This window comes from Gardnerella sp. C0026F2 (assembly GCF_056590715.1).
On the sequence record NZ_JBWPWR010000002.1, the window covers coordinates 64,550 to 85,017 of the forward strand.

At 37.2% G+C, this 20,468-nt stretch carries 24 protein-coding genes; 12 read left to right on the forward strand and 12 right to left on the reverse strand.

Annotated elements, in window-relative coordinates:
• Nucleotides 1-16: 16 nt before the first annotated feature.
• Entirely contained in the window at nt 17-1,003 is a 987-nt protein-coding gene (locus AC1EK3_RS02710; protein WP_480033612.1) for a DUF3137 domain-containing protein, read from the reverse strand.
• Nucleotides 1,004-1,588: 585 nt separating this feature from the next.
• Here AC1EK3_RS02710 and AC1EK3_RS02715 point away from each other — a divergent pair.
• From AC1EK3_RS02715 to epsC, 5 genes are all read left to right on the forward strand, one after another.
• A complete protein-coding gene (locus tag AC1EK3_RS02715; protein ID WP_421784419.1) occupies nt 1,589-1,861 on the forward strand; it encodes a type II toxin-antitoxin system Phd/YefM family antitoxin in 273 nt (90 codons plus the stop codon).
• Nucleotides 1,848-2,174, forward strand: coding sequence for a type II toxin-antitoxin system RelE/ParE family toxin (locus AC1EK3_RS02720; RefSeq protein ID WP_480033611.1), 327 nt, complete (start codon nt 1,848-1,850; stop codon nt 2,172-2,174). Before AC1EK3_RS02715 ends, AC1EK3_RS02720 begins: the two co-directional genes overlap by 14 nt.
• Before the next feature lie 521 nt (nt 2,175-2,695).
• Entirely contained in the window at nt 2,696-3,970 is a 1,275-nt protein-coding gene (locus AC1EK3_RS02725; RefSeq protein ID WP_480033651.1) for an ATP-binding protein, read from the forward strand.
• A 659-nt stretch (nt 3,971-4,629) separates the two neighbouring features.
• Nucleotides 4,630-5,562 carry a cysteine synthase A gene (cysK, locus tag AC1EK3_RS02730; protein WP_480033610.1) on the forward strand — a complete coding sequence of 311 codons (933 nt, stop codon included), beginning with the start codon at nt 4,630-4,632 and terminating at the stop codon, nt 5,560-5,562.
• Nucleotides 5,563-5,678: 116 nt separating this feature from the next.
• Nucleotides 5,679-6,518: a serine O-acetyltransferase EpsC gene (gene epsC / locus AC1EK3_RS02735; RefSeq protein ID WP_480033609.1), complete on the forward strand. Its 840-nt coding sequence runs from the start codon at nt 5,679-5,681 to the stop codon at nt 6,516-6,518.
• A gap of 169 nt (nt 6,519-6,687) precedes the next feature.
• On the opposite strand, the gene sstT is transcribed toward epsC, so the two are convergent.
• From sstT to AC1EK3_RS02770, 7 genes are all read right to left on the reverse strand, one after another.
• Nucleotides 6,688-7,944: a serine/threonine transporter SstT gene (gene sstT / locus AC1EK3_RS02740; protein WP_415687768.1), complete on the reverse strand. Its 1,257-nt coding sequence runs from the start codon at nt 7,942-7,944 to the stop codon at nt 6,688-6,690.
• Between the two features lie 197 nt (nt 7,945-8,141).
• Nucleotides 8,142-9,080, reverse strand: a complete 939-nt coding sequence (locus tag AC1EK3_RS02745) for a hypothetical protein (RefSeq protein ID WP_480033608.1) — start codon at nt 9,078-9,080, stop codon at nt 8,142-8,144.
• Between the two features lie 127 nt (nt 9,081-9,207).
• On the reverse strand, nt 9,208-9,714 hold the full coding sequence (locus tag AC1EK3_RS02750; RefSeq protein ID WP_480033607.1) for a GNAT family N-acetyltransferase: 507 nt from the start codon (nt 9,712-9,714) through the stop codon (nt 9,208-9,210).
• A gap of 256 nt (nt 9,715-9,970) precedes the next feature.
• Nucleotides 9,971-10,405: a hypothetical protein gene (locus tag AC1EK3_RS02755; protein WP_480033650.1), complete on the reverse strand. Its 435-nt coding sequence runs from the start codon at nt 10,403-10,405 to the stop codon at nt 9,971-9,973.
• A gap of 248 nt (nt 10,406-10,653) precedes the next feature.
• Nucleotides 10,654-10,794, reverse strand: coding sequence for a hypothetical protein (locus AC1EK3_RS02760; protein ID WP_480033606.1), 141 nt, complete (start codon nt 10,792-10,794; stop codon nt 10,654-10,656).
• 269 nt (nt 10,795-11,063) lie between these two features.
• Nucleotides 11,064-12,464: a sensor histidine kinase gene (locus AC1EK3_RS02765; protein ID WP_480033605.1), complete on the reverse strand. Its 1,401-nt coding sequence runs from the start codon at nt 12,462-12,464 to the stop codon at nt 11,064-11,066.
• A gap of 6 nt (nt 12,465-12,470) precedes the next feature.
• Complete coding sequence (locus AC1EK3_RS02770) at nt 12,471-13,172, reverse strand: response regulator transcription factor (RefSeq protein WP_419399020.1); 702 nt, start codon at nt 13,170-13,172, stop codon at nt 12,471-12,473.
• A 139-nt stretch (nt 13,173-13,311) separates the two neighbouring features.
• Between AC1EK3_RS02770 and AC1EK3_RS02775 the strand changes: the two genes are divergently transcribed.
• Genes AC1EK3_RS02775 through AC1EK3_RS02785 form a run of 3 tightly spaced genes read left to right on the forward strand, consistent with a single transcriptional unit; the run spans nt 13,312 to nt 15,576 of the window.
• Nucleotides 13,312-14,076, forward strand: a complete 765-nt coding sequence (locus AC1EK3_RS02775) for an ABC transporter ATP-binding protein (RefSeq protein ID WP_419399019.1) — start codon at nt 13,312-13,314, stop codon at nt 14,074-14,076.
• Nucleotides 14,073-14,798, forward strand: coding sequence for an ABC transporter permease (locus AC1EK3_RS02780; protein WP_480033604.1), 726 nt, complete (start codon nt 14,073-14,075; stop codon nt 14,796-14,798). Before AC1EK3_RS02775 ends, AC1EK3_RS02780 begins: the two co-directional genes overlap by 4 nt.
• A gap of 13 nt (nt 14,799-14,811) precedes the next feature.
• Nucleotides 14,812-15,576 carry an ABC transporter permease gene (locus tag AC1EK3_RS02785; protein ID WP_419399018.1) on the forward strand — a complete coding sequence of 255 codons (765 nt, stop codon included), beginning with the start codon at nt 14,812-14,814 and terminating at the stop codon, nt 15,574-15,576.
• A gap of 366 nt (nt 15,577-15,942) precedes the next feature.
• Here AC1EK3_RS02785 and AC1EK3_RS02790 read toward each other — a convergent pair whose 3' ends face one another.
• On the reverse strand, nt 15,943-16,587 hold the full coding sequence (locus AC1EK3_RS02790; protein ID WP_480033603.1) for a helix-turn-helix domain-containing protein: 645 nt from the start codon (nt 16,585-16,587) through the stop codon (nt 15,943-15,945).
• A gap of 562 nt (nt 16,588-17,149) precedes the next feature.
• Here AC1EK3_RS02790 and AC1EK3_RS02795 point away from each other — a divergent pair.
• Both AC1EK3_RS02795 and AC1EK3_RS02800 read left to right on the forward strand, forming a co-directional pair.
• Nucleotides 17,150-17,422, forward strand: coding sequence for a type II toxin-antitoxin system Phd/YefM family antitoxin (locus tag AC1EK3_RS02795; protein ID WP_480033602.1), 273 nt, complete (start codon nt 17,150-17,152; stop codon nt 17,420-17,422).
• Nucleotides 17,403-17,720, forward strand: coding sequence for a type II toxin-antitoxin system RelE/ParE family toxin (locus tag AC1EK3_RS02800; protein WP_480033601.1), 318 nt, complete (start codon nt 17,403-17,405; stop codon nt 17,718-17,720). The genes AC1EK3_RS02795 and AC1EK3_RS02800 overlap by 20 nt, the downstream gene beginning before the upstream one ends.
• 262 nt (nt 17,721-17,982) lie before the next feature.
• Here the strand turns inward: AC1EK3_RS02800 and AC1EK3_RS02805 are convergent, their stop codons facing one another.
• Nucleotides 17,983-18,330, reverse strand: coding sequence for a hypothetical protein (locus tag AC1EK3_RS02805; RefSeq protein WP_480033600.1), 348 nt, complete (start codon nt 18,328-18,330; stop codon nt 17,983-17,985).
• A 297-nt stretch (nt 18,331-18,627) separates the two neighbouring features.
• On the opposite strand from AC1EK3_RS02805, the gene AC1EK3_RS02810 reads away from it, so the two are divergent.
• Complete coding sequence (locus tag AC1EK3_RS02810) at nt 18,628-18,942, forward strand: type II toxin-antitoxin system RelB/DinJ family antitoxin (protein ID WP_004119530.1); 315 nt, start codon at nt 18,628-18,630, stop codon at nt 18,940-18,942.
• Nucleotides 18,939-19,271: a type II toxin-antitoxin system RelE/ParE family toxin gene (locus tag AC1EK3_RS02815; protein WP_480033599.1), complete on the forward strand. Its 333-nt coding sequence runs from the start codon at nt 18,939-18,941 to the stop codon at nt 19,269-19,271. Before AC1EK3_RS02810 ends, AC1EK3_RS02815 begins: the two co-directional genes overlap by 4 nt.
• Nucleotides 19,272-19,461: 190 nt before the next feature.
• Here the strand turns inward: AC1EK3_RS02815 and AC1EK3_RS02820 are convergent, their stop codons facing one another.
• On the reverse strand, nt 19,462-19,704 hold the full coding sequence (locus AC1EK3_RS02820) for a hypothetical protein (protein WP_004111246.1): 243 nt from the start codon (nt 19,702-19,704) through the stop codon (nt 19,462-19,464).
• Nucleotides 19,705-19,846: 142 nt separating this feature from the next.
• The gene (locus tag AC1EK3_RS02825) at nt 19,847-20,026 is read right to left on the reverse strand and encodes a hypothetical protein (protein ID WP_032816768.1); all 180 of its coding nucleotides are present in this window, start codon (nt 20,024-20,026) and stop codon (nt 19,847-19,849) included.
• Nucleotides 20,027-20,468: the final 442 nt, after the last annotated feature.

Sequence of the window (20,468 nt, forward strand, 5' to 3'; positions counted from 1 at the left end):
TGCAATTTACTAGTTTCTACTTTTGTAATTTCTCTCTAATTACGTTAATTATTTCGTAATACTCGGCCAAAACATCTCTAAATCTTGCATATTCTCTTGTTAAAGATAGGTTTTCTATTCCAGATTTTCCTGGAGCGCCGAATAAATACCTACCAGAATCAAAGGCTGCAATAATATGCTCGCTATCTAGATATATACAAACTCTCATTCTTTTTTGCAAATTATTCAATGCTTCTATAAAACTTGGATCTAATACAAGCTTTGTATAAAAATCGTCTGTAGAAAAGATTGAATACGAGTTATTAAATTCAATGGATTCTGTTTGAACTTCGCTCTCCTCTTTTGTTTTTTTACCATAGTATCCATTTAGTTTTTGTCCCATAAAGTTCTTTCCAGTAACGGGGACGATTCTAATGTGGCCATTTATGTTGGTTTTTGAGTTTATTAATAAGACTTGCCCAACAAAATCCGTTTTTTTAACACTTTTTCCACTTTCACTTCTAGAAAAGTGAATTGCTTGCATATTCGAAAATTCAGTTTTAAATTCATCGCCAAAAATTATGTGTTTACTTGAATAATACCTACTAGATATTGGCAGAAGATTATCAAAAATGCTGCTGTCAATTCCTTCAGAATTTTCTAATACCGTTCCTGGCAGAATCGCATTTAAAATCGGCGTTAAAACATTATCCGCGTATAGCGCGTCTACATCAACCTTATTCGTTACAAAAAACTTGCCTGCAAAGCAAACAACAAAAACACCTACTATTAGCAAATAATATTTGTAACGAGAGTAATCAATATTTGGAAAATAGTTATACAAAGTGCCTAAAACCATTACTACCGGTATTAATGGAATTAAACGAATTGGATCAAAAGAGTTATTTTTTACGCCTTCTTTTAAAGCGCTTAATTTTCCTTGTATTTGGGGAGATTGTTCTATTTGTGCGAGTCTGTTTAAAACTTCTGGATTTGTAAATACGCTACCATATTTTACATTCATGTCATCTCCCTTTTATAAAACCACTCGGAATACTTTGACATATTTTGAGAATCGCCATGCACAACGTTGTAGACATTTGAATTTACAGTATCATTGTTTGGATTTGTCTGATTCTACTCATTCGATTCATAGTTATCTGTATCATTCGAGCCATTCTGATTAAACTGTTCCATCTCTACCTTTTCTCTAAATCTATACAATCTAAATTACACAAGATCATTAAATAAAAATAGATTTTTACTAAGATTTATTTTGCAAAATTTTAAAGCAAAGAAAGCACTGCAAGTAACAGCGTAATTCCTTAAAATGTAGCGCAAAAGCAGGTCGTATCACTGCAAAGTAGCCAATCGCTGCAAATTCGCAACGATTGGCTACTAAAATCATGAAAAGCGAAACTATAAAGTCAATAATCTAAAGAAATAATCATATAATATCTTTAGATTACATTAAACTAGTTTAATAATTTGTTTATATACATAAAGCAAAACCAGATAAGCAAATTCAAAAAAATAATAAAATAACCAAAACCAAAAATAACAGAATAACTAAATAATAAAATAACAATCATCTCAAAGGACTCACACAATGCCAACTATTAAGTCAAGCACAGATTTACGCAATAACTACAACGAGATATCAACATTCTGCCACGAAACAAAAGAACCAGTCTTCATTACAAAAAACGGTCGCGGAGACTTAGCAGTAATGAGCATCGACTTATTCAACAAGTTCATGAGCAAATACGAGCTGTACAGTTCATTATCTCAAAGCGAGTCTGATTTTAACAACAATCGCACATTATCTTTTGAAGAATCAATGCGAAACTTAAGAGAAGAACTCAACAATGGCACAAAGTAACCAAGAATACACAATACTTGTTTCGCAAAGTTATCATAAAGATTTGCAAGACATAATCCATTACATTGCGCACAATTTAGACTCGCCAATTACAGCATCCGAATTCCTCGATAACGTAGAAGCCACTATTTCAAGCCTATCTACAATGCCTTATCGATACCGATTGGTGAACGATGATTACCTGAGTAGCAAAAACTTTAGAAGATGCTTCGTTAAAAAATATGTAATCTTCTATAAAGTTTGCGAAGAGAATAAAACAGTTATGGTGCATAGAATACTTCATGCTAAACAAAACTGGGTTGACATATTGTAAGTTAAAGTTATTGAAATACGAGCCTGTTATTTGGGAATATACCTACTATTGAGATATGCATTTAATAAAAACCGGTGAAGATTTTTGCCATTTACGGCAATTTTCTTCACCGCACCAAGTAGCCGAACATAACAGACAGTCAAACCACAAAGTAGCCAATCGCTGCAAATTTGCAATAATTGGCTACTAGCACATCGACCGAACTTGAAGGTGCACAGCGCATTTTAAGTTCAGTTATAGTTACAAAATGCATATACATCTGCGTATTTAATTTTTTACTATTCATATTGACGCTCTGAAATAAGCAAGCGTACACCATATGCGACTACTACGGGGTGATGATAAAAATAACCCCTTAAAGCAATAAAAGCGAAGTAGATCGTTGAAAACTCGCCAAACGTCGGAACAGAAACTCGCCAATCGTCGGAATAAAATCCCGCCAAACGTCGGAAAATGATGATAGAATATCATAAATATGATTAGAAAATACAAGCATACTTAGTTGAAATACGGTGACACAATTGAAAAAATATAGGAAAAGAATTGCTGACGATATTTTAAAAAGAAAATTAGAAGGCAAAGGCGCGGTACTGATTGAAGGCCCGAAGTGGTGTGGAAAAACCACTACTGCAGAACAATTTGCGGCAAGCGTTTTATATATGGACAACCCCGAAAAGAAAGAACAGAATATCGCTATGTCGGAGCTAAGCCCAAAGCGATTACTGAAGGGAGCTGCCCCAAGATTAATTGACGAATGGCAGCTTGCTCCAAAACTTTGGGATGCAATACGGTTTGAGGTTGATCATCGTAGTGAGCTTGGGCAATTTATACTAACTGGTTCTGCTGTTCCTGCAAACACTACAGAAATTACTCACTCTGGTACTGGGCGCTTCACGTGGCTAACAATGAGACCAATGAGCTTATATGAATCCGGTGATTCCACGGGCGAAGCTAGCTTGGAAAACCTTTTTGCGGGAACTAAAAGTATTGAGGGTGATTCAAACTTAAGTATTGACCGCCTAGCTTTTCTTGTATGCCGTGGAGGATGGCCACAATCGGTGGATATGCGTGATGAAATTGCTTTAGATCAAGCTTTTGATTACTACGATGCTGTTGTACACTCCGACATTAATCGTGCCGATGACGTACAAAAAGATGCTGAAAAAGTTAAGCGTCTTATGCGCTCATACGCAAGGAATCAAGGAGCACAAGTACCAAATACTGTGCTTTCGCGAGATATTTCTGCTAATGAAGATAAGCCAATTAGCGAGGAAACCGTTGCGTCGTATGTTAATGCACTTCGCAAAATATTTGTTGTAGAAGATATGCCTGCTTGGAATCCAAATCTAAGATCAAAAACTGCCATTCGTTCATCCGTTACGCGTTATTATATTGACCCATCTATTGCTGCAGCGGCTTTGGGAATTGGACCAAACGACTTGATAAACGACTTAAATACTTTCGGTTTTCTATTTGAAACACTTTGCATCAGAGATCTGCGAATTTTTGCAGATTCTCTAGGCGGCGAAGTTTACCACTACAGAGATAAAGACGGACAGGAATGCGATGCGGTTATTCATTTAAGAAACGGTAAATACGGTCTTATTGAAATTAAACTCGGAGGCGAAAAGCTCATTGAAGAAGGAGTAAAAAGCCTTAAAGCGATGAAAGATAAAATCGACACCAGTAAAATGAACGAGCCATCTTTCCTTATGGTTTTGACTGGAACAGGCGATTTTGCGTATTGCCGCAAGGACGGTGTTTGCGTAGTTCCTATCGGCTGCTTAAAAAACTAACACGAATCCTTGCGCTGATGCAACACATTATAAACCTTTTGACGTTTAGACTTCCTAAAACTCAACTACACAAGGGCAACTTCGCAACAATTGGCTAATAGAATTACGAAAATCGAAACAATCAAAAGCAGAAATAACGAGTATACATGAAAGTAACAGTGTAATTTCTTGAAATAGAATCAGCAAACACAAATTAGGTTTAGCAAACACGAATTAAGTTTGACAAACGCAAATCCATTCGCTATAGTCTTCACTTATCACCATTTCGACGAGTAAAGGAGTGCACATGTATCATGCAAATATGATGACAAATTGTTGTTGTAACGTATGCTGTTGCGCATTTCTTAATCGAAATGATGTTTGCAAGCACTAAGTATGCATAACATCTAGCCTGTGTTAAAAGCATTTACGTTAAAACACAGCAAATTACGATTCAAGAAACAGCGCGCTGTTTCTTTTTTTATGCCAAAATTCGAATATAAAACGTTAAAAAGATAACAATTTAACGCGAATTAAATATTAAAACGAATAAATGGCATCTTTAGAAACAACTAATAAGCAGCAGTCGCTTTATTAATAAAAATTATTTTTTAAAAATTAAAAATAAACAAAATTAAACAAATTAAATTAAACAAAACAAACAAGTAAGGGGAAATATTATGTCCAACATCTACAAGTCCGTGCAAGAACTCGTAGGCCGCACTCCACTTCTGGAGCTTACGCACATTGAAAAAGAGTACAATCTAGCAGCAAAAATCCTCGTAAAACTCGAATACTTCAACCCAGCAGGTTCCGTAAAAGACCGCATCGCAAAGCAAATGATTGAAGAAGCAGAAGCTGCAGGCACACTTAAACCGGACTCTGTAATCGTTGAGCCAACTTCTGGAAACACTGGCATTGGTCTTGCAATGATAGCGCAAACAAAAGGATACAAAAGCATTATTGTGATGCCAGAAAGCATGTCTATTGAACGCCGAAAACTTATGAAAGCATACGGAGCAGAACTCGTGCTCACTCCTGCTGCAGAAGGAATGAAGGGCGCAATTGCCAAAGCGAAGGAAATCGTTGAAAACACGCCAAACGCGTGGACTCCAGGACAGTTTACCAATCAAGCAAATGTGCACGCGCACTACAAAACAACCGGTCCAGAAATTTGGCAAGACACTGACGGAAACGTGGATATGCTCATTGCTGGTGTTGGAACAGGCGGCACAATCACTGGTACAGGAACATATTTAAAAGAGCAAAATCCGCAGCTTGAAGTAATTGCAGTAGAACCAGCCGACTCCCCTGTGCTCGCAGGCGGCAAGCCAGGAGCACACAAGATTCAAGGAATCGGTGCAGGATTCGTGCCAGATGTGCTCAACCAAAACATTTACGATCGCATCGTTCATGTAACAAATGAAAACGCAATTGAAAGCGGCAAGCTTATAAGCAAAAAAGAAGGCGTTCTCGTAGGTATTTCTTCCGGAGCTGCGGTTTGGACAGCAATTCAAGAAGCAAAAAGAGAAGAAAATGCGGGCAAAACCATAGTTGCAATACTTCCAGATTCAGGCGACCGCTACTTATCAACGCCTTTGTTTGCAGAATAATGCTATGCAATAATGATAATAATGAAATAATGCTTTGAAAGTGCGCGTTTAGTATATTCACAGGTGCACTTTCGAGCACTAGAAGAAAACAAGCAAGAGAATAATAGGAGAAATGTATGAATGATCGCCTTGACCTTATAAGCAAACTCAACTCAATTCACGATTCAGACATAAGGCAAGCTACATTCATACCTAATTATCACAATATTATTGCTCTCATACATGCAACTCAGGTGTTACTTTTGCCTGAGTTGCATGCTCACAATGTAAGCAACGATACTACGCAACTCAATACTAGTTTGAATACCGTTACTTCAAACGCATTAGACACTATAGAACGCATTATATTCCACGAACTTCAATGCTACACAAACGACGCAGTTAAAATTCGAGAAACTTGCAATCAATTTATAAGCACGCTTCCTGCAATTAAAAAGTTACTTTTAACAGATATTCAAGCAATATACGAAGGCGATCCTGCTTGCAAAAGCAAAGTAGAAGTTACGCTCGCATATCCCGGGTTTTATGCAATGCTTATTCACCGCACAGCTCACGCACTCTACGAGCTTAACGTGCCGCTAATTCCTAGACTTATGAGCGAATATGCTCACAGAAAAACCGGAATTGACATTCACCCAGGAGCAAAAATTGGTGCATATTTTTGCATTGATCACGGAACTGGAATTGTAATCGGTGAAACAACTGTAATCGGCGAGCATGTTAAGCTTTACCAAGGAGTAACGCTTGGTGCGAAAAGCTTTGCGCTAGACGAGGACGGAAATCCTGTAAAAGGCGGAAAGCGACACCCGAATATTGGAGACAATGTAGTAATTTACGCAAATGCTACTATTCTTGGCGGCGAAACAACAATCGGAAGCAGAAGCGTAATTGCAGCAAACGCGTGGATCAACCGCAGCATTCCTGCAAACACAACATACCACTTCCCTAAAGCCTAATGCGCGCTAAAAATACTGGTTCCACTTCTACTATTTTATTTGAACATCTATTAGATTCATTTACAATAAACATCCAAATATAATAAAAGTGCGCGCTCATAAAAACGTAAAAACGTAAGAACGCACACTAGCAAGAATACTTAGCAAAAACTAGCAACAGCTAGAACAGCTACTTTTTAAGTTGCACAGTCTCGTGATCCCTGCCCATCTTAAACTTAATACCTGCACGCTGCCACATGCGATATTCGCCAACCGCAGTAAAGAGAACATCCGTGGAAGAGTTAAGTGCAGTTTCGCAAGAATCCTGAATAACGCCAATAATAAGACCAATAGCAACTACTTGCATAGCGATATCGTTTGAAATACCAAACGACGAGCATGCAAGAGGTATAAGCAAAAGCGAACCACCAGCTACACCAGATGCGCCTGCAGCAGAAACTGCAGAAAGCACAGAAAGAATCACAGCCGTTGGAATATCAACGCGAATACCAAGCGTGTGAGCAGCGCACAAAGACATGATAGAAATAGTTATAGCAGCTCCGCTCATATTAATAGTTGAACCAAGCGGTATTGAAACAGAGTAATTATCTTTGTTAAATCCAAGCTTTTCGCACAAATTCATATTTACAGGAATGTTCGCAGCAGAAGAACGCATGAAGAACGCCGTAACACCCGAATCGCGCAAAGTCCTAAAAACAAGAGGATACGGATTCTTGCCAGTAAGCACGAAAACCAAAATAGGATTAAGAATCAAAGCAACAACAGCCATAGTGCCTACTAACAAAGCAATAACGAAACCATACTCGCTAAAAATACGAAGACCGTTACTTGCAACTGTTGTATAGACAAGACCCATAATGCCAAAAGGCGCTGCGTTAATAATCCAGTGGACAATTTTTCCAATAGCAGATGAAACGTTATCGAAAAATGCTTTGGTAGAAGGCTCAGCTAAACGTAACGCAACACCGAAAGCAATTGCCCAGAAGAGGATACCAATAAAGTTACCTTTAACGAGAGCGTCTACAGGATTAACAACAATATTTAGCACAAGTGAATTAAGCACCTCACCAATTCCTTGAGGAGACGGCAAAGACGCTGCTGCATCATGAGCAAAAGTAAAATCAACAGGGAAAATCATAGCAGCACATACAGCTACAAGGCTTGCAGTAAACGTAGATAGCGCGTACAGCCCTATTACCAATTTCATATTGCCGACACTCTTTGCTTGCGCAAGCGCACCAATAACTAGGCAAAATACCAAAATTGGCGCAACAGATTTAAGCGCACTGACGAAAAGTTTTCCCATAAGATCTAGCGCATAGACGTGAGCTGGCACAAAAATACCAAGCGCAGCACCGAGAAAAAGACCAATTACAATACGTAAAATAAGGTCAATGTTATTCCATTTTTGAACAATCTTGTGCATGAGAGTCTCCTGTATAGTAATTTGTGCAGAATGTTTTATACTCTTTTACGTGTATTAGCACTTGCAAGATTTTTATTTTTTAAAGATTATACATAAGGATGCATATATATGCAAATCGTTAAGTTTTATCGTTTTAACAATACCTTTTGCTTAAAAATAGTCCTTACTAATCGTCATTAATCGTCTAATATGCATAGCTAGTGTTTGACAACTATTTTGTAAAATAAGGTCAGAACGTACGTGGTAACAATGCCAACAACTACGCTCACCCATACTAAACTCGGCGTAAGAAGCCAAGCGAGAACACCAAAGATCAGTAGTCTAAGCAGTACAACAATAACCAAGAAAGGCAAACTTTTTGTTAGGCATTTCTGTTGATCAGCCTTCAATGCGCCCATCAGAACCATAACCGCAGCCGCCACGCAAGAAAATAGCATATTGCCCAAGAATATGACGAGTAGCGTTCGCCATCCAGCGATAGTACCAAGCATCCACCATTGCAGCATCAATGCAAGCAAAAATGTGACGACATCGCATACTGCTTCCATCAGCATATTCGCAACAATTAACGAGGAGAACGTTAGAGACACACCTCTAGGAGTGCCTGTTTTGCCAACGCTCGCATGCTGTAATGCAATCGTGTTTCTCACCTCGGCGCGCTTTACGCGCTCTTCTTCAAGCATTTGAACGCCAAGTTCAACCGATTTCTGTGAAGCTTCCTGTAATTGCGTATCCGTCATCCCTGGCTTCCAAGGCTTTTCAAAAACAAACAGCAACACACTAGTAATCGCTGCGCCAAGAATAATGCTTAGCAGCGTAATATTGGAAACAAGCAATGAAGCAATACCAGAAGTCACCAGCAGTCTGAGCACAAAATCGATGATTCCAATAAGCAAATACCCGTCATCCGGCCTGCGATGCCTATACCACTGCAGATACGCTGCACTTAGCAGCGAAAACACCACAACACTCAACGCGAGTATGACCACCGTTTCCCAACCTAGTACGCGGTGCCCTAAAAACTGCTGTACAAGAAGCGAAATAATAAGAGTGCAAATGCCAGCAACAGTTTCTATAATCACATTATCCCAAAAAGCATGCTTGAAAAGCACAGGTCTTACATTCGTCTCACTCATCATCTTTCTCCAGAAAATGCAATTACGAAATATCGTGCTTTGATTATACAAAATGTATAAAAAATTGTCCTAAACACCGATTGAGTGGTAAGTATAGATAAAATTTAATTTTTCCCTATATATTAATCTATATATTAATCCAATACCTTCTTGTTGTAACGTTTCCTCTTGATAAGCTATTTTTCACTTTGTTTTCTAAAATTCCACCATTATTTTCTATAACTTTTATCGATCCAATATTGTCATCATCACATGTAATCAAAACCTTATGTAGATTCAAAGTCTCTTTACAATATGTAAGTGCCATAGAAAGCATTTTTGTTCCATAGCCCTTCATACATTCAGATTGTCTAATCTCATACCCTATGTGACCACCATAGTTAATTAAAAAAGAATTTAATTCATGCCTAATATTAATTTCACCAATAAATTTTTCATTATCTATCAACCAAAATGTAGTAGCTCTAACATAATTTTCAGGTAAATTTATACCATGTTCGATATTATACGAACTCTCTATAATTGTCTCAGGGTGTATAAAACGTCTTTCTGCATTCGGCCTAAAAATTTCATCTTCTTCATTTGCTTCTATATAACCTTGAATATATTTACTATCTGGTCTAATTAATTTCATAAGTTCTCCTTATTTTTAATATGCAATTCTAAGAAGAATGCAATTCTATTAAAATTAGAATCCATACTAGTCTGTTTAGCTTTAATAGTATTACTATTAAAAAAAAAACCACACATACAAGCTTTATTAAAGAAAAATTTTTAATTTTTCCAAGTGCACACTATGGATATTGGACGCACTTTTTAACGATAGGAAAAGCTATCGTTAAAAGGTTTAAGATTGGCTTAATAGCTTGATTCTTGAGTGAAAAATACTACTATTTCTTCTTATAACCTATAGCAACATTACCTGCTTTATTAATCCCTGGTACTTTAAGAACATCAGAGCTTGGCTTGTCTTTTAAATCAAATTTTCCAACCAAAAATAAAGCTTTAAGTCCTGTACCAGGTAAATTGAACGATGATTCAACTAATTTGATTGGCTTATCTCCGAGAGTGACTTTAGACAAATCATAATGAGAATCCAGAATATCTCGTGACACAAATAGATACAACTCATCTTTATTCATATAGTTTTCTGGCATATGAAACTCTTCTTGAGACACCGCTACTGTTTCCCAATGATACGACGCAAGCTCCGCCTTCTCATCATCGTCGGAACATCCCGCAAGAGAAAAGAGAGAACCTAGCAGCAGAAGCATAACAAGACAACTTTGAAAAATGGTTTTACAAAAAATAGTTTTACTTCTCATAGCACCACTAGTTTCCTTTTCGCTAACACGACTCTGTATCAAATGATCATAAAACAGATTATTAAGCAAACAAGATCTACCATTCGCTCTGATTACTGTAATAATCTTAATAAATATATTACTTTTCCGTATTAATTTGTCTAGATTATCGACACTAATCTCTTCATTTACTAGCAAACTATACTCTTTAATAAACAGCAAGGTTCACGAAACAGAAGAACCAGAAGGATCAATATCATCATGCAAGTTTAATGCTTCCAACAATATTCCCTCATAAACGAAGCAATTACCTGCAAATCTTCACCCTCATAATATCCAACAAGCAACTTCTTAAACTCAGGAACCATATTTTCTGGAATAACCAACAAGCCATTACCGTGAGAAATCAAACAGTGTAGGGAACTTTTTTAATATTATTGCGACGATTTGTTCCCCAAAAACACAAGCAACTAAATTTCACAACTACTCAAACAGCCAAACTGCGTTCAAAAACCACGCCGAGCTATCTTACAGCCTCCACACGCTAAACCTTTTAACGATAGCCCTCACTAAACCTTGCTGCACAAAGGCAAAATTGCACCCACCTAATCAGCCCTTGACATCAATACTATAGTCTCCACAATTAAGTGGAAAGATGTCATCCATCTACTGCCCATATTCAATTAAGCGGTATCGTTAGAGATACCTTAAACCCACCGTATTTGCTTCTACTTATATCAACTGTTCCATTATGAGCGCCAATAATCTGCTGAACAATCAGCAAACCCAAACCATGCCGTTGCTCTGCAGTACTTGTATCACAAATCATATAGTGCGGTTCATGATTAAGCTTTTCGATTTTTTCATCTGAAACACCTATACCGTTATCTTCAACACAAATAATACAATTATTATTATTATTTGCAGCAACGGATACATAAATCGTACACCCATTTTCATTATGAGATATGCTGTTCTGAATAAGATTAGATATTGCTCGTTTTAATAAATCTTTGTCTACATTAATATTGCAAACAGTCAATTCTGCGTCCGTTTCCCATTTAATCGAAAACTCATCTTGCATACTCATATTTATAAAGTCCACAACAACTTGCCTAACAACAGCAACAACATTTTCTTCTTTTTTCATAATTGGTTGCATATTGTATTCAAGTTTTGAAGCCAGATTAAGGTCATTAATCAAATTCTTCATTCTGGCACTTTGTTTAATAATCATCGTCGCTTTTTTACGATCTTCTTGCGAAATATGTAGAGAATTTTCTAACTGTCCCGCATATCCCATAACCATAGATAACGGCGTACGAATATCATGCGAAACCCCAGCTATCCAATTTGCTCTTGCAGTCTCCCTTTTTCTCAATTGTTCTTTTTGTATTTGCAAAATATCGGAAGCAGAATTTATGTTAGATGAAATTTCTGAAAGCGCTCCTGTTTCTGGAATATGCACGCTTTCTCCACTAGATAAACGTTGTATCCCTTTTGTAATCGGATTAATTGATTTTAGTAGTTTTATATTAGCTATTAAATAAATTCCAAGAATCAGCAAAATGTTGATAAATAATACGCTTAAAACAATCTGCGGAAAATTTGAGATTAAACTGTAGTTCCAACTTGGTCGCGTATGTTTCCAAAAGCTGTTGTGCGGAAATCCGACTACTACAACTCCATCCTTATTTTTGCCAGTGTAAGTTGGATAACCATCAATGTAACCAACGCTCAAATTAGCTATATCAGACAAAGTATAGTCGTTTGGAATACCCGCAGGAACATTTTCTGTTTTCCATACGACTTTCAACGTATTATTATCAATCAGAATTGCCCATGCGCCAGAATTTGTCAATTTGGAAGACATATTTTTGGATAATGCATAATCCCCACTTGCGGATAATTGTAATGCTTCTCCCGTCTCTTTTGCTATGCTATAAGGAGACATCTCTTTATCGGGAGCGTAATTTCCTATAAGTACAATAAACGCAATAATATTCATTAATACTATAAGCACAGAGCTTAGTAGAAAAATACTTATAAAGCGTTGTATTAGTTTTGGTATGCTTTTCATTCTGCTTTACTCCACAATCAGCTTATATCCTAAGCCTTTAACTGTTATTAAAGAAACAGGTTGCGATGGATTGAGTTCTATTTTTTCTCTGATACGACGTATATGTGCCATTAAAGAATTTTCATATCCAAAAGGATTAGCTCCCCATGCAGCTTCACATAACGCGTCAATTGTTACAATGCATCCAGCATTTCTATAAAGTGCAGAAAGTAAATCATATTCTTTGGCTGTGAGTGGAATATGTTCGTTATTTTTTATTACTTGGGCAGAAGAAAAATCAATCTGACTATTTTTCAGTTTAACAATGGGATTTTCGCTCTTGTAGCTTCGTCTTAAAATTGCCATAATGCGAAACGTTAGCTCTTTTGGAAGAAACGGCTTTACAATATAATCGTCTGCTCCTAAGTCAAATCCCTTAAACTTATCTTCATCTTCACCGCAAGCAGTAAGGAATAAAATAGGACAATCACTATATTGTTTTATCTGCTTCATTAACTCAAACCCATTACCGTCGGGGAGCATAACATCAAGGATTGCTAATTCTGGACGTAATTTTTGTGTTGACTCTACTGCATCTTTTATACTTTTTGCAGTCGTTATATTATAAAAACCGTATTCGTTTAATATGGATACAACCATATCTAGAAGTTCCTGCTCATCATCAACAAGTAGCAGATGCTTGTTCAATAAATAATCATTCCGATTCATGGAGAACCCCCTAACATATATTATGCCATGTGAATGTTCATTTTTTGACCTCGCATAAAAATGTAAGGTAGATGTAAGGTGAAGAGAATGTTGTAGAAAGGTTGACGCAATATCATAAATCCCGAAAGGAGATATTGCCATGAACAATATTATTACAACAGAACATTTAACAAAAAAATATAAGTCATTTATTGCTGTTAATGATGTTTCACTTCATATTCGCAAAGGTAGCATTTACGGCTTTCTTGGGCCAAATGGAGCTGGAAAATCTACAACAATGAAAATGCTCCTAGGGCTTACAGCTCCAACAAAAGGTGCATTTACAATCGACGGAAAACAGTTTCCTGCCGATCGCATACCTATTTTGAAAGAAATAGGCTCATTTATTGAATCACCATCTTTCTATGCAAATCTAACAGGTAGAGAAAATCTTGACATTATACGTCGCATTTTAGAACTACCTAAGAGTGCAGTTGATGACGCATTAGAATTAGTAGGTCTTTCTGAGTTTGCAGACCGTCTTGCAAAAAAATATTCGCTTGGCATGAAGCAAAGGCTTGGTCTTGCTGGAGCATTGCTTGGTAGACCACCTATTTTGATTTTAGATGAGCCAACAAATGGACTCGATCCATCTGGCATACATGAAATCCGAAATCTGATTAAGTCACTGCCAGATCTTTACGATTGCACGATTCTTATTTCTTCTCATATGCTATCCGAAATTGAGCTTATTGCAGATGATATTGGAATACTTAATCACGGGCACTTGTTATTTGAAGGTAGTTTAGATGAACTACGACAGCATGCATTACGATCTGGTTTTGCTTCCGACAATTTGGAAGATATGTTCCTATCCATGATTGATGAAGACAATAAGATCAGGAAGCAGAGTGCACGACTATGAAAACGCTTGTAATCGAACTAAAAAAATGCAAGAGAACTGGCTTTATAGCTCTTATGATTGCTATTGGAGTTATGGGAGCAGCGTACGCTTTTATGAATTTTATTGTACGAAAAAATACATTATTAAACCTGCCTTTAGCTCCTATGGATATTCTTCTCACACAGCTTTACGGCATGATTATGGTATTAAACATGTTCGGCATAATAGTCGCAGCATGCATTATCTACAACATGGAATTTAAGGGAAATGCAGTAAAAAGGATGCATATGCTGCCTATGAGCGTTCCTGCTATGTACCTATGCAAATTTATGCTGCTGACTGTTCTATTACTAATCGCTATTTGCATACAAAATTTAGCACTTGCAAAAATCGGTGTAACAGATTTGCCACAAGGCACGTTTAATGTAAGTACTCTTATATCTTTTGCTGCATATTCATTTATTACGTCAATGCCTGTATTGTCCTTTATGATTTTTGTATCATCACGATTTGAAAACATGTGGGTAACGCTTGGAATTGGTGTAGCAGGATTTTTAAGCGGCATGGCATTGGCTTCTTCAGACATTGTGCTTTTTATGGCATCACCTTTTATAGTTATGCTAAAACCAGCAGTTGCCATGAGCGCGCAACCTAATACTACGGTCGTAATCGTATCCATAGTTGAAACACTTCTGTTTTTATGTTCTGGATTGTGGGCGGCTAAGAACCTGCACTATGAATAAGGAGATTATGAAAATGAGATTTTTTGAACTTTTTAGAATCGAATTTAAGAAAGTAAAGCGTAGTAAAATTATTCCTTTGATTTTTATTGCGCCATTACTTGTGGTTGGATCTGGTGTAGCAAGCCTTCATAGCTACTTCACTCCAGAATGTACAAACGCATGGGCTGCTATGTTTATTCAAAGCGCATTAGTCTACTCATATTATCTGCTTCCGTTTAGTATGATTGTTATCTGCGTGATGATTGCAGGACGAGAAACAAGCAATAACGGAATACTAAAAATGCTGGCACTGCCTGTTAGCAGATACGCGATTTCTGCTGCAAAATTTTGCGTACTGCTATTTTATTTGCTTATGGAAATGGTCGTATTTTTTGCTGTATTCGTTATAGCAGGATTGTTTGCAACCAGTAGCACAGGAGTTACAGAAACGCTCCCAATTATGCATCTGCTAAAATGGTGTTTAGATCTGTTTTTGACTATGATTCCAAGCGTAATAGTCATGTGGGCGATTACTGTACTTTTTGAAAAGTCAATGTTATCCATTGGATTAAATATACTTCTTGTAATTCCTGGCGTATTAATAGCAAATACTCCACTTTGGATAGTTTATCCTTATTGTTACAGCGGATATATGGTTTCCCGCTCTCTACATGCAGTTACATCAACAGGATTAGGAAACGGCTTTAATCTTATACCATTTTTGCCATGTGCAATTGCAATATCTGTGTTTGTATTTTTGATTGCAATAACACAATTTGGTAAAAAAGAAATGAGATAACAAAAGATACTAAATAACAATGCAGAGAAATAACAAATGCAGATGTGAACCTAAAAACCCGTCTAACACAGCACTGTTTGTTTGCGTGCTTTGTTTAATAGGATAAGCAATCAGTAAAACAAACACACCCTTGTCTAAATTGATATGTGCCCTCTTTACTGAACAAAACCAGTAAGGAGGGTATTTTTGCGCTATAGTTTTAAATTCAAATTGGAAAGTGAATATATAGATTACTACAACAATTGCAGGATCCAGAAGAAAACAAAATGGATGCATACCGTAAGGTACAGGACGGCATCCATTTGTTAACACCGTGTCAAAACATGTGTCCAGTTTTCTGGGTACATATCAACCCACTCCCATTTACTACTTATTACGAAGAAAACCAACTTTCATAAATTCCTTATCTCCAATACGGAACTTTTTACTATTAAACGCCACTCCCATAATTCTGCTAATAATATACTCATCAGTTATAAGCACGAAATACTGCTTATCTTTTTTATCCACCAAATAATACTGATCAGACCCAAAAGTGGAAACAGCTTTACTGAAATCATGTATGCCAAACAATGGCAATCCTCCAAGGAGAGTAGAAAACCATCCAACAAAATTATCCACTATCTTCTCAGACGAACTGTTATAAGTCTTAACAACAGTTAGCATATTGATTTCTGAGTTTGGATATTCATCTAATACAATCTGCTCTTTAATTTTCAACTTCTTAAAACTGCTCAACCTACCGTCGAAACCATATTTATTGAGATTAATAGGCTTCTTAATAATAGAAAAATCAACGCTATTGTTCTCATCCAAAAGATAATCAACACTCACGCTTAAAGCAGATGCAATAAATTTCAGATTCTCGATATCCGGCAAACCCCGATTCGTTTCCCATTTCGCTACAGCAGCACGAGATACCATCAATAATTCCGAAAGCTCCTCCTGCGTCAACCCAGCTTCCAGACGAGCCTTTCTAATTTTTTCTCCCAAAGGTATAACACTACTCATGACACAACTCCTTTCAAATCACTTATTACACATCATGAAATTACTTGACGGAAACCAAAATAGTATTGAAACATTTGATTTAGATACCGCCTAATTACAAACTAACAAATAATCTACAACGGAAAAAGAAACAAGGTGAAACACTATAGTTACCAACTGTAACAGCATAAGAAATTAAATAATGTAGGGAACTTTTTTAATATTATTTAACCGATTTGTTCCCCAAAACATAAACAACTAGAGCGCACAACTACTCGACAGCAAAATCACACTCAAAACCCACAAGAACCCAGCCTAAAGACGCCACGCATTAAACTTTTTAACATTTAACCGCGCTAAGACTTACTACAAAATGTACGAAAACGCTACAACAGGCTGCAAGCACAGTAGAAATCATCAAAACGATATCTTGATTCAGTGCGATTTGTAAAGGAACGCCACTGATTCTGTATGAATTGAGAGAACGGGTAGTATATTTACACTTTTTTGAGTGCCAAGCCACTGATATAATTGTAATCTTGATAATATTATGATACTTTTTTGATAAAAGGAGGTTAATAAAATGATTAATATTCGTCCAGTTTCCGATTTAAGAAATAAATTCCCAGAAGTAGAAGAAACAGTTATAAATTCAAACACACCAGTATTCCTTACAAAAAATGGTTATGGAACTATGGTTCTCATGAGCATCAAACAATACTCTGCCCTCACTGACGACATTGAAAGAAAACTCGACGAAGCAGACGCTTTTGCCGCAAACACTTCTACGCGTCTTTCTAAAGCTGACGTCTTTGATAGCGCAAGGAGAAGGATTAATGAGCAAGAGCACGTATAAATTAACCTTTCTACCACTATTCAAAGAAGATTTATTAGAAACAATTGACTATATAAGCAATACACTGCAAAATCCAAAAGCTGCTCACAGACTTGTTGACGATATAGAATCAGCAATCGATAAACGACTTGAATCGCCCCTCTTATTTGCTCCTTACCAATCATCAACAACACGAGAACACCCCTGCTACAGGATTAACGTACGCAACTTTTCTGTTTTTTACGTTGTCATCGACGACACTATGGAAGTGCGCAGACTTCTATATTCAAAACGAAATATTGACGCACTACTGGAATAACTATTCCTAATAACTATCATTATTATGCTAACGATTATTAAAAAAGCTAATCACAAAAAGGTTTAAGATTGGCTTAATAGCTTGATTTTAGGCAAGATATCCATTCTCCTCACACCATGTCCATGCAATATTAGATTGTTGACTGGAAGCCGTGGTGTTCTAATAATGGGCGTAAATTTCAAGTTCAACTTAAAAATTACGCCCAAAATGGTCAACTTGCTTTTTACGCGTAAAAGACACAGAAAAAGAATTGCTCCGTACACTAAATATTTTGCCCTTTATGATTTGATGACATGTATTTCACGCACCGTGCTTTCCAATCGTCCTCACGAACGCAAGCAAATGCATCCGTTACAGCCTGCAAACCTAAACTTTTAACATATTTACAAGCAATACTAAAACTATTATCAATGCTGATCTCTTCATTTACTAGCAAACTATACTTTGCATACACAGAAGGAACAGCAGAGCCAATATCATCAAATAAAAAAGGATTCATATCACTTAAAAATGAAGTCAATTCTTCACTTTTATTTTCTTTCCAATAATGATTTAACGCGTAATAAATCATAGAAAACAATTCAAACTTATTCACAACTATTCCTCCCACGGATCATTATTTAATCCTGTCCTGCCATGCCCCCATTAGTTTTTTCTCACTATGCTAGTCCAATCTTAATATTCAACAAATTGAGTTTTCAAAAAATATAGTTAATTAATGCCTTAATTATAATTCCCAAAAAAGCGCATCATTTGTTCGTCAATGCGCCTAATCCCCGTCCTACAAATAACACCTAAACCAACAACGGAAAGCTATAATCTGAATAGTAGTTAAACTTTTGCTTTCATCTGCTTGCGTATGCTTGCAAACATTTTGTAAAATAAGGTCAGAAAGGATGCGAACACAATGACAAACACAAACGCCGTATATGCAAGAATCGATACAAATCTTAAAGAAAACGCTGAAAGCATCTTGAACCAGCTTGGAATAACACCATCTTCAGCAATCCAAATGCTTTACAGCCAAATCGTTTTACAAAAAGGCATGCCATTTGAACTTCGTCTGCCGACTAATACGCAAGAAAAACCGCTTGCTTTAGGCAGCTTAACAAGAGATGAGTTGGATAAGGAATTGCAAAAAGGCATCAACTCACTTTCGACTGGCAAATCTTATAGTGCAGATGAAGTAGACCAATTCTTCGCTAAGGAATACGGCGTATGAGCACAACCTATAGCGTCATTTATTCTCCGCAAGCGTTCCTGGATCTCACTGGGCTATACGAATACATTCGCTTTAATTTACAAGTTCCTAAAACAGCTGAAAAACAAGTCAACCGCATTAAGCATGCTATACGTTCTCTTAACACTATGCCTATGCGCTATACGCTTGTTGATTGGGAGCCGTGGTTATCTATGGGAATACGCAGAGTTCCAGTAGACAACTACACTGTTTTCTACAAAGTAGACGAAAACCAAATGACTGTAACAGTTATTCGCATATTCTACTCAGGCAGAAATATAGAAAACATTGTTAACGACCCAAATAACTAATGCGCGATTTGGGCTAAAAAGTAACGAATGAAATAGCGTAATTTCGAACGTTATAAAACGCACCCACCTAATCAGCCTTTGACATCAATACGACACTCTCGACGTGAGATTGTTAGGCTATTTTCAAAAATTGGTCTAACCCTTTAGTTTTTCCTGTATTACTACGGTTATCACTGCTTTGCTTTTTCAGTTATTTCAATTCTCGATTAGGTAATTTTCCAGTTCTCAAAGCGACAGTAACAAACTCAACCTCTTGCAAACACTTCTCGCAAAGTTCATAACCTTCATTGAAGTTCACTCTTGACCTAAATGTGCTAGCAATGAATTCGCATGGTGAGGTGATCCTTTCAACTACACCGCACCGTTCGCACTCAGCATACACATTTCCATCCTTAATTGGAATAAACATTCCATGGTCTTTCTCATTTCCCATGACGCTAACTAATCACCGGCTAAACAGGACGGACATTGAGCCTGACTTTAAGATTCATAAAAAGAAGTGACTATTACTGACAGAGATCAGCAATAGTCACCCAACGTGAGATATTCAACTATTGACTTGAACCAAACAAAATTCAATCCGTCTTTCGAAGGACAGTCTTAAGCAAGATCACTGTGACACCAATAACAAAAGAGGTAAAACCAATTCTAATAGCAAGTGTGCCATCCCATATTAAGGCAACCAGCATCGCGATTAAGGCAACCGTCAAGCCGAATGTCGCTACTTCACGGCAAAAACGAACGAGCTTGTCCATTCCTTAAAAACCTCCTCGTGCACATACTAATAATCAAGTTCCATTTTACCTTTTGAGCTATATTTTCCCACTTCACAGGGTGGGTGCAAAGTGGCGAATCGACTTGCATGAGCGATTAAAACATAATTCGCGAATGCACTTCGATTCGCTGAGCTTGCTCAAAGTTGAAAGCACAGTGTGCTTTCAACGCAAGCGAAGTACGTTAACATCCTGTGCACTCAACCCTAAAGCGTCGACATGTTCCCTCAAACAGCCAAAATACGCTCAAAAACCACGCCAAGCCAGCCTAAAGCCACCACACGCTAAACCTTTTAACGATAGCCCTCGCAAACCCCTGCTACACAAGGACTAAAATGCACCCACCTAATCAGCCTCCTGCATCTTATAGCACGGTGAAGCGCCGTGACGGTGGGAAGCACCACTTATTTTTCTTGTTTGAGTT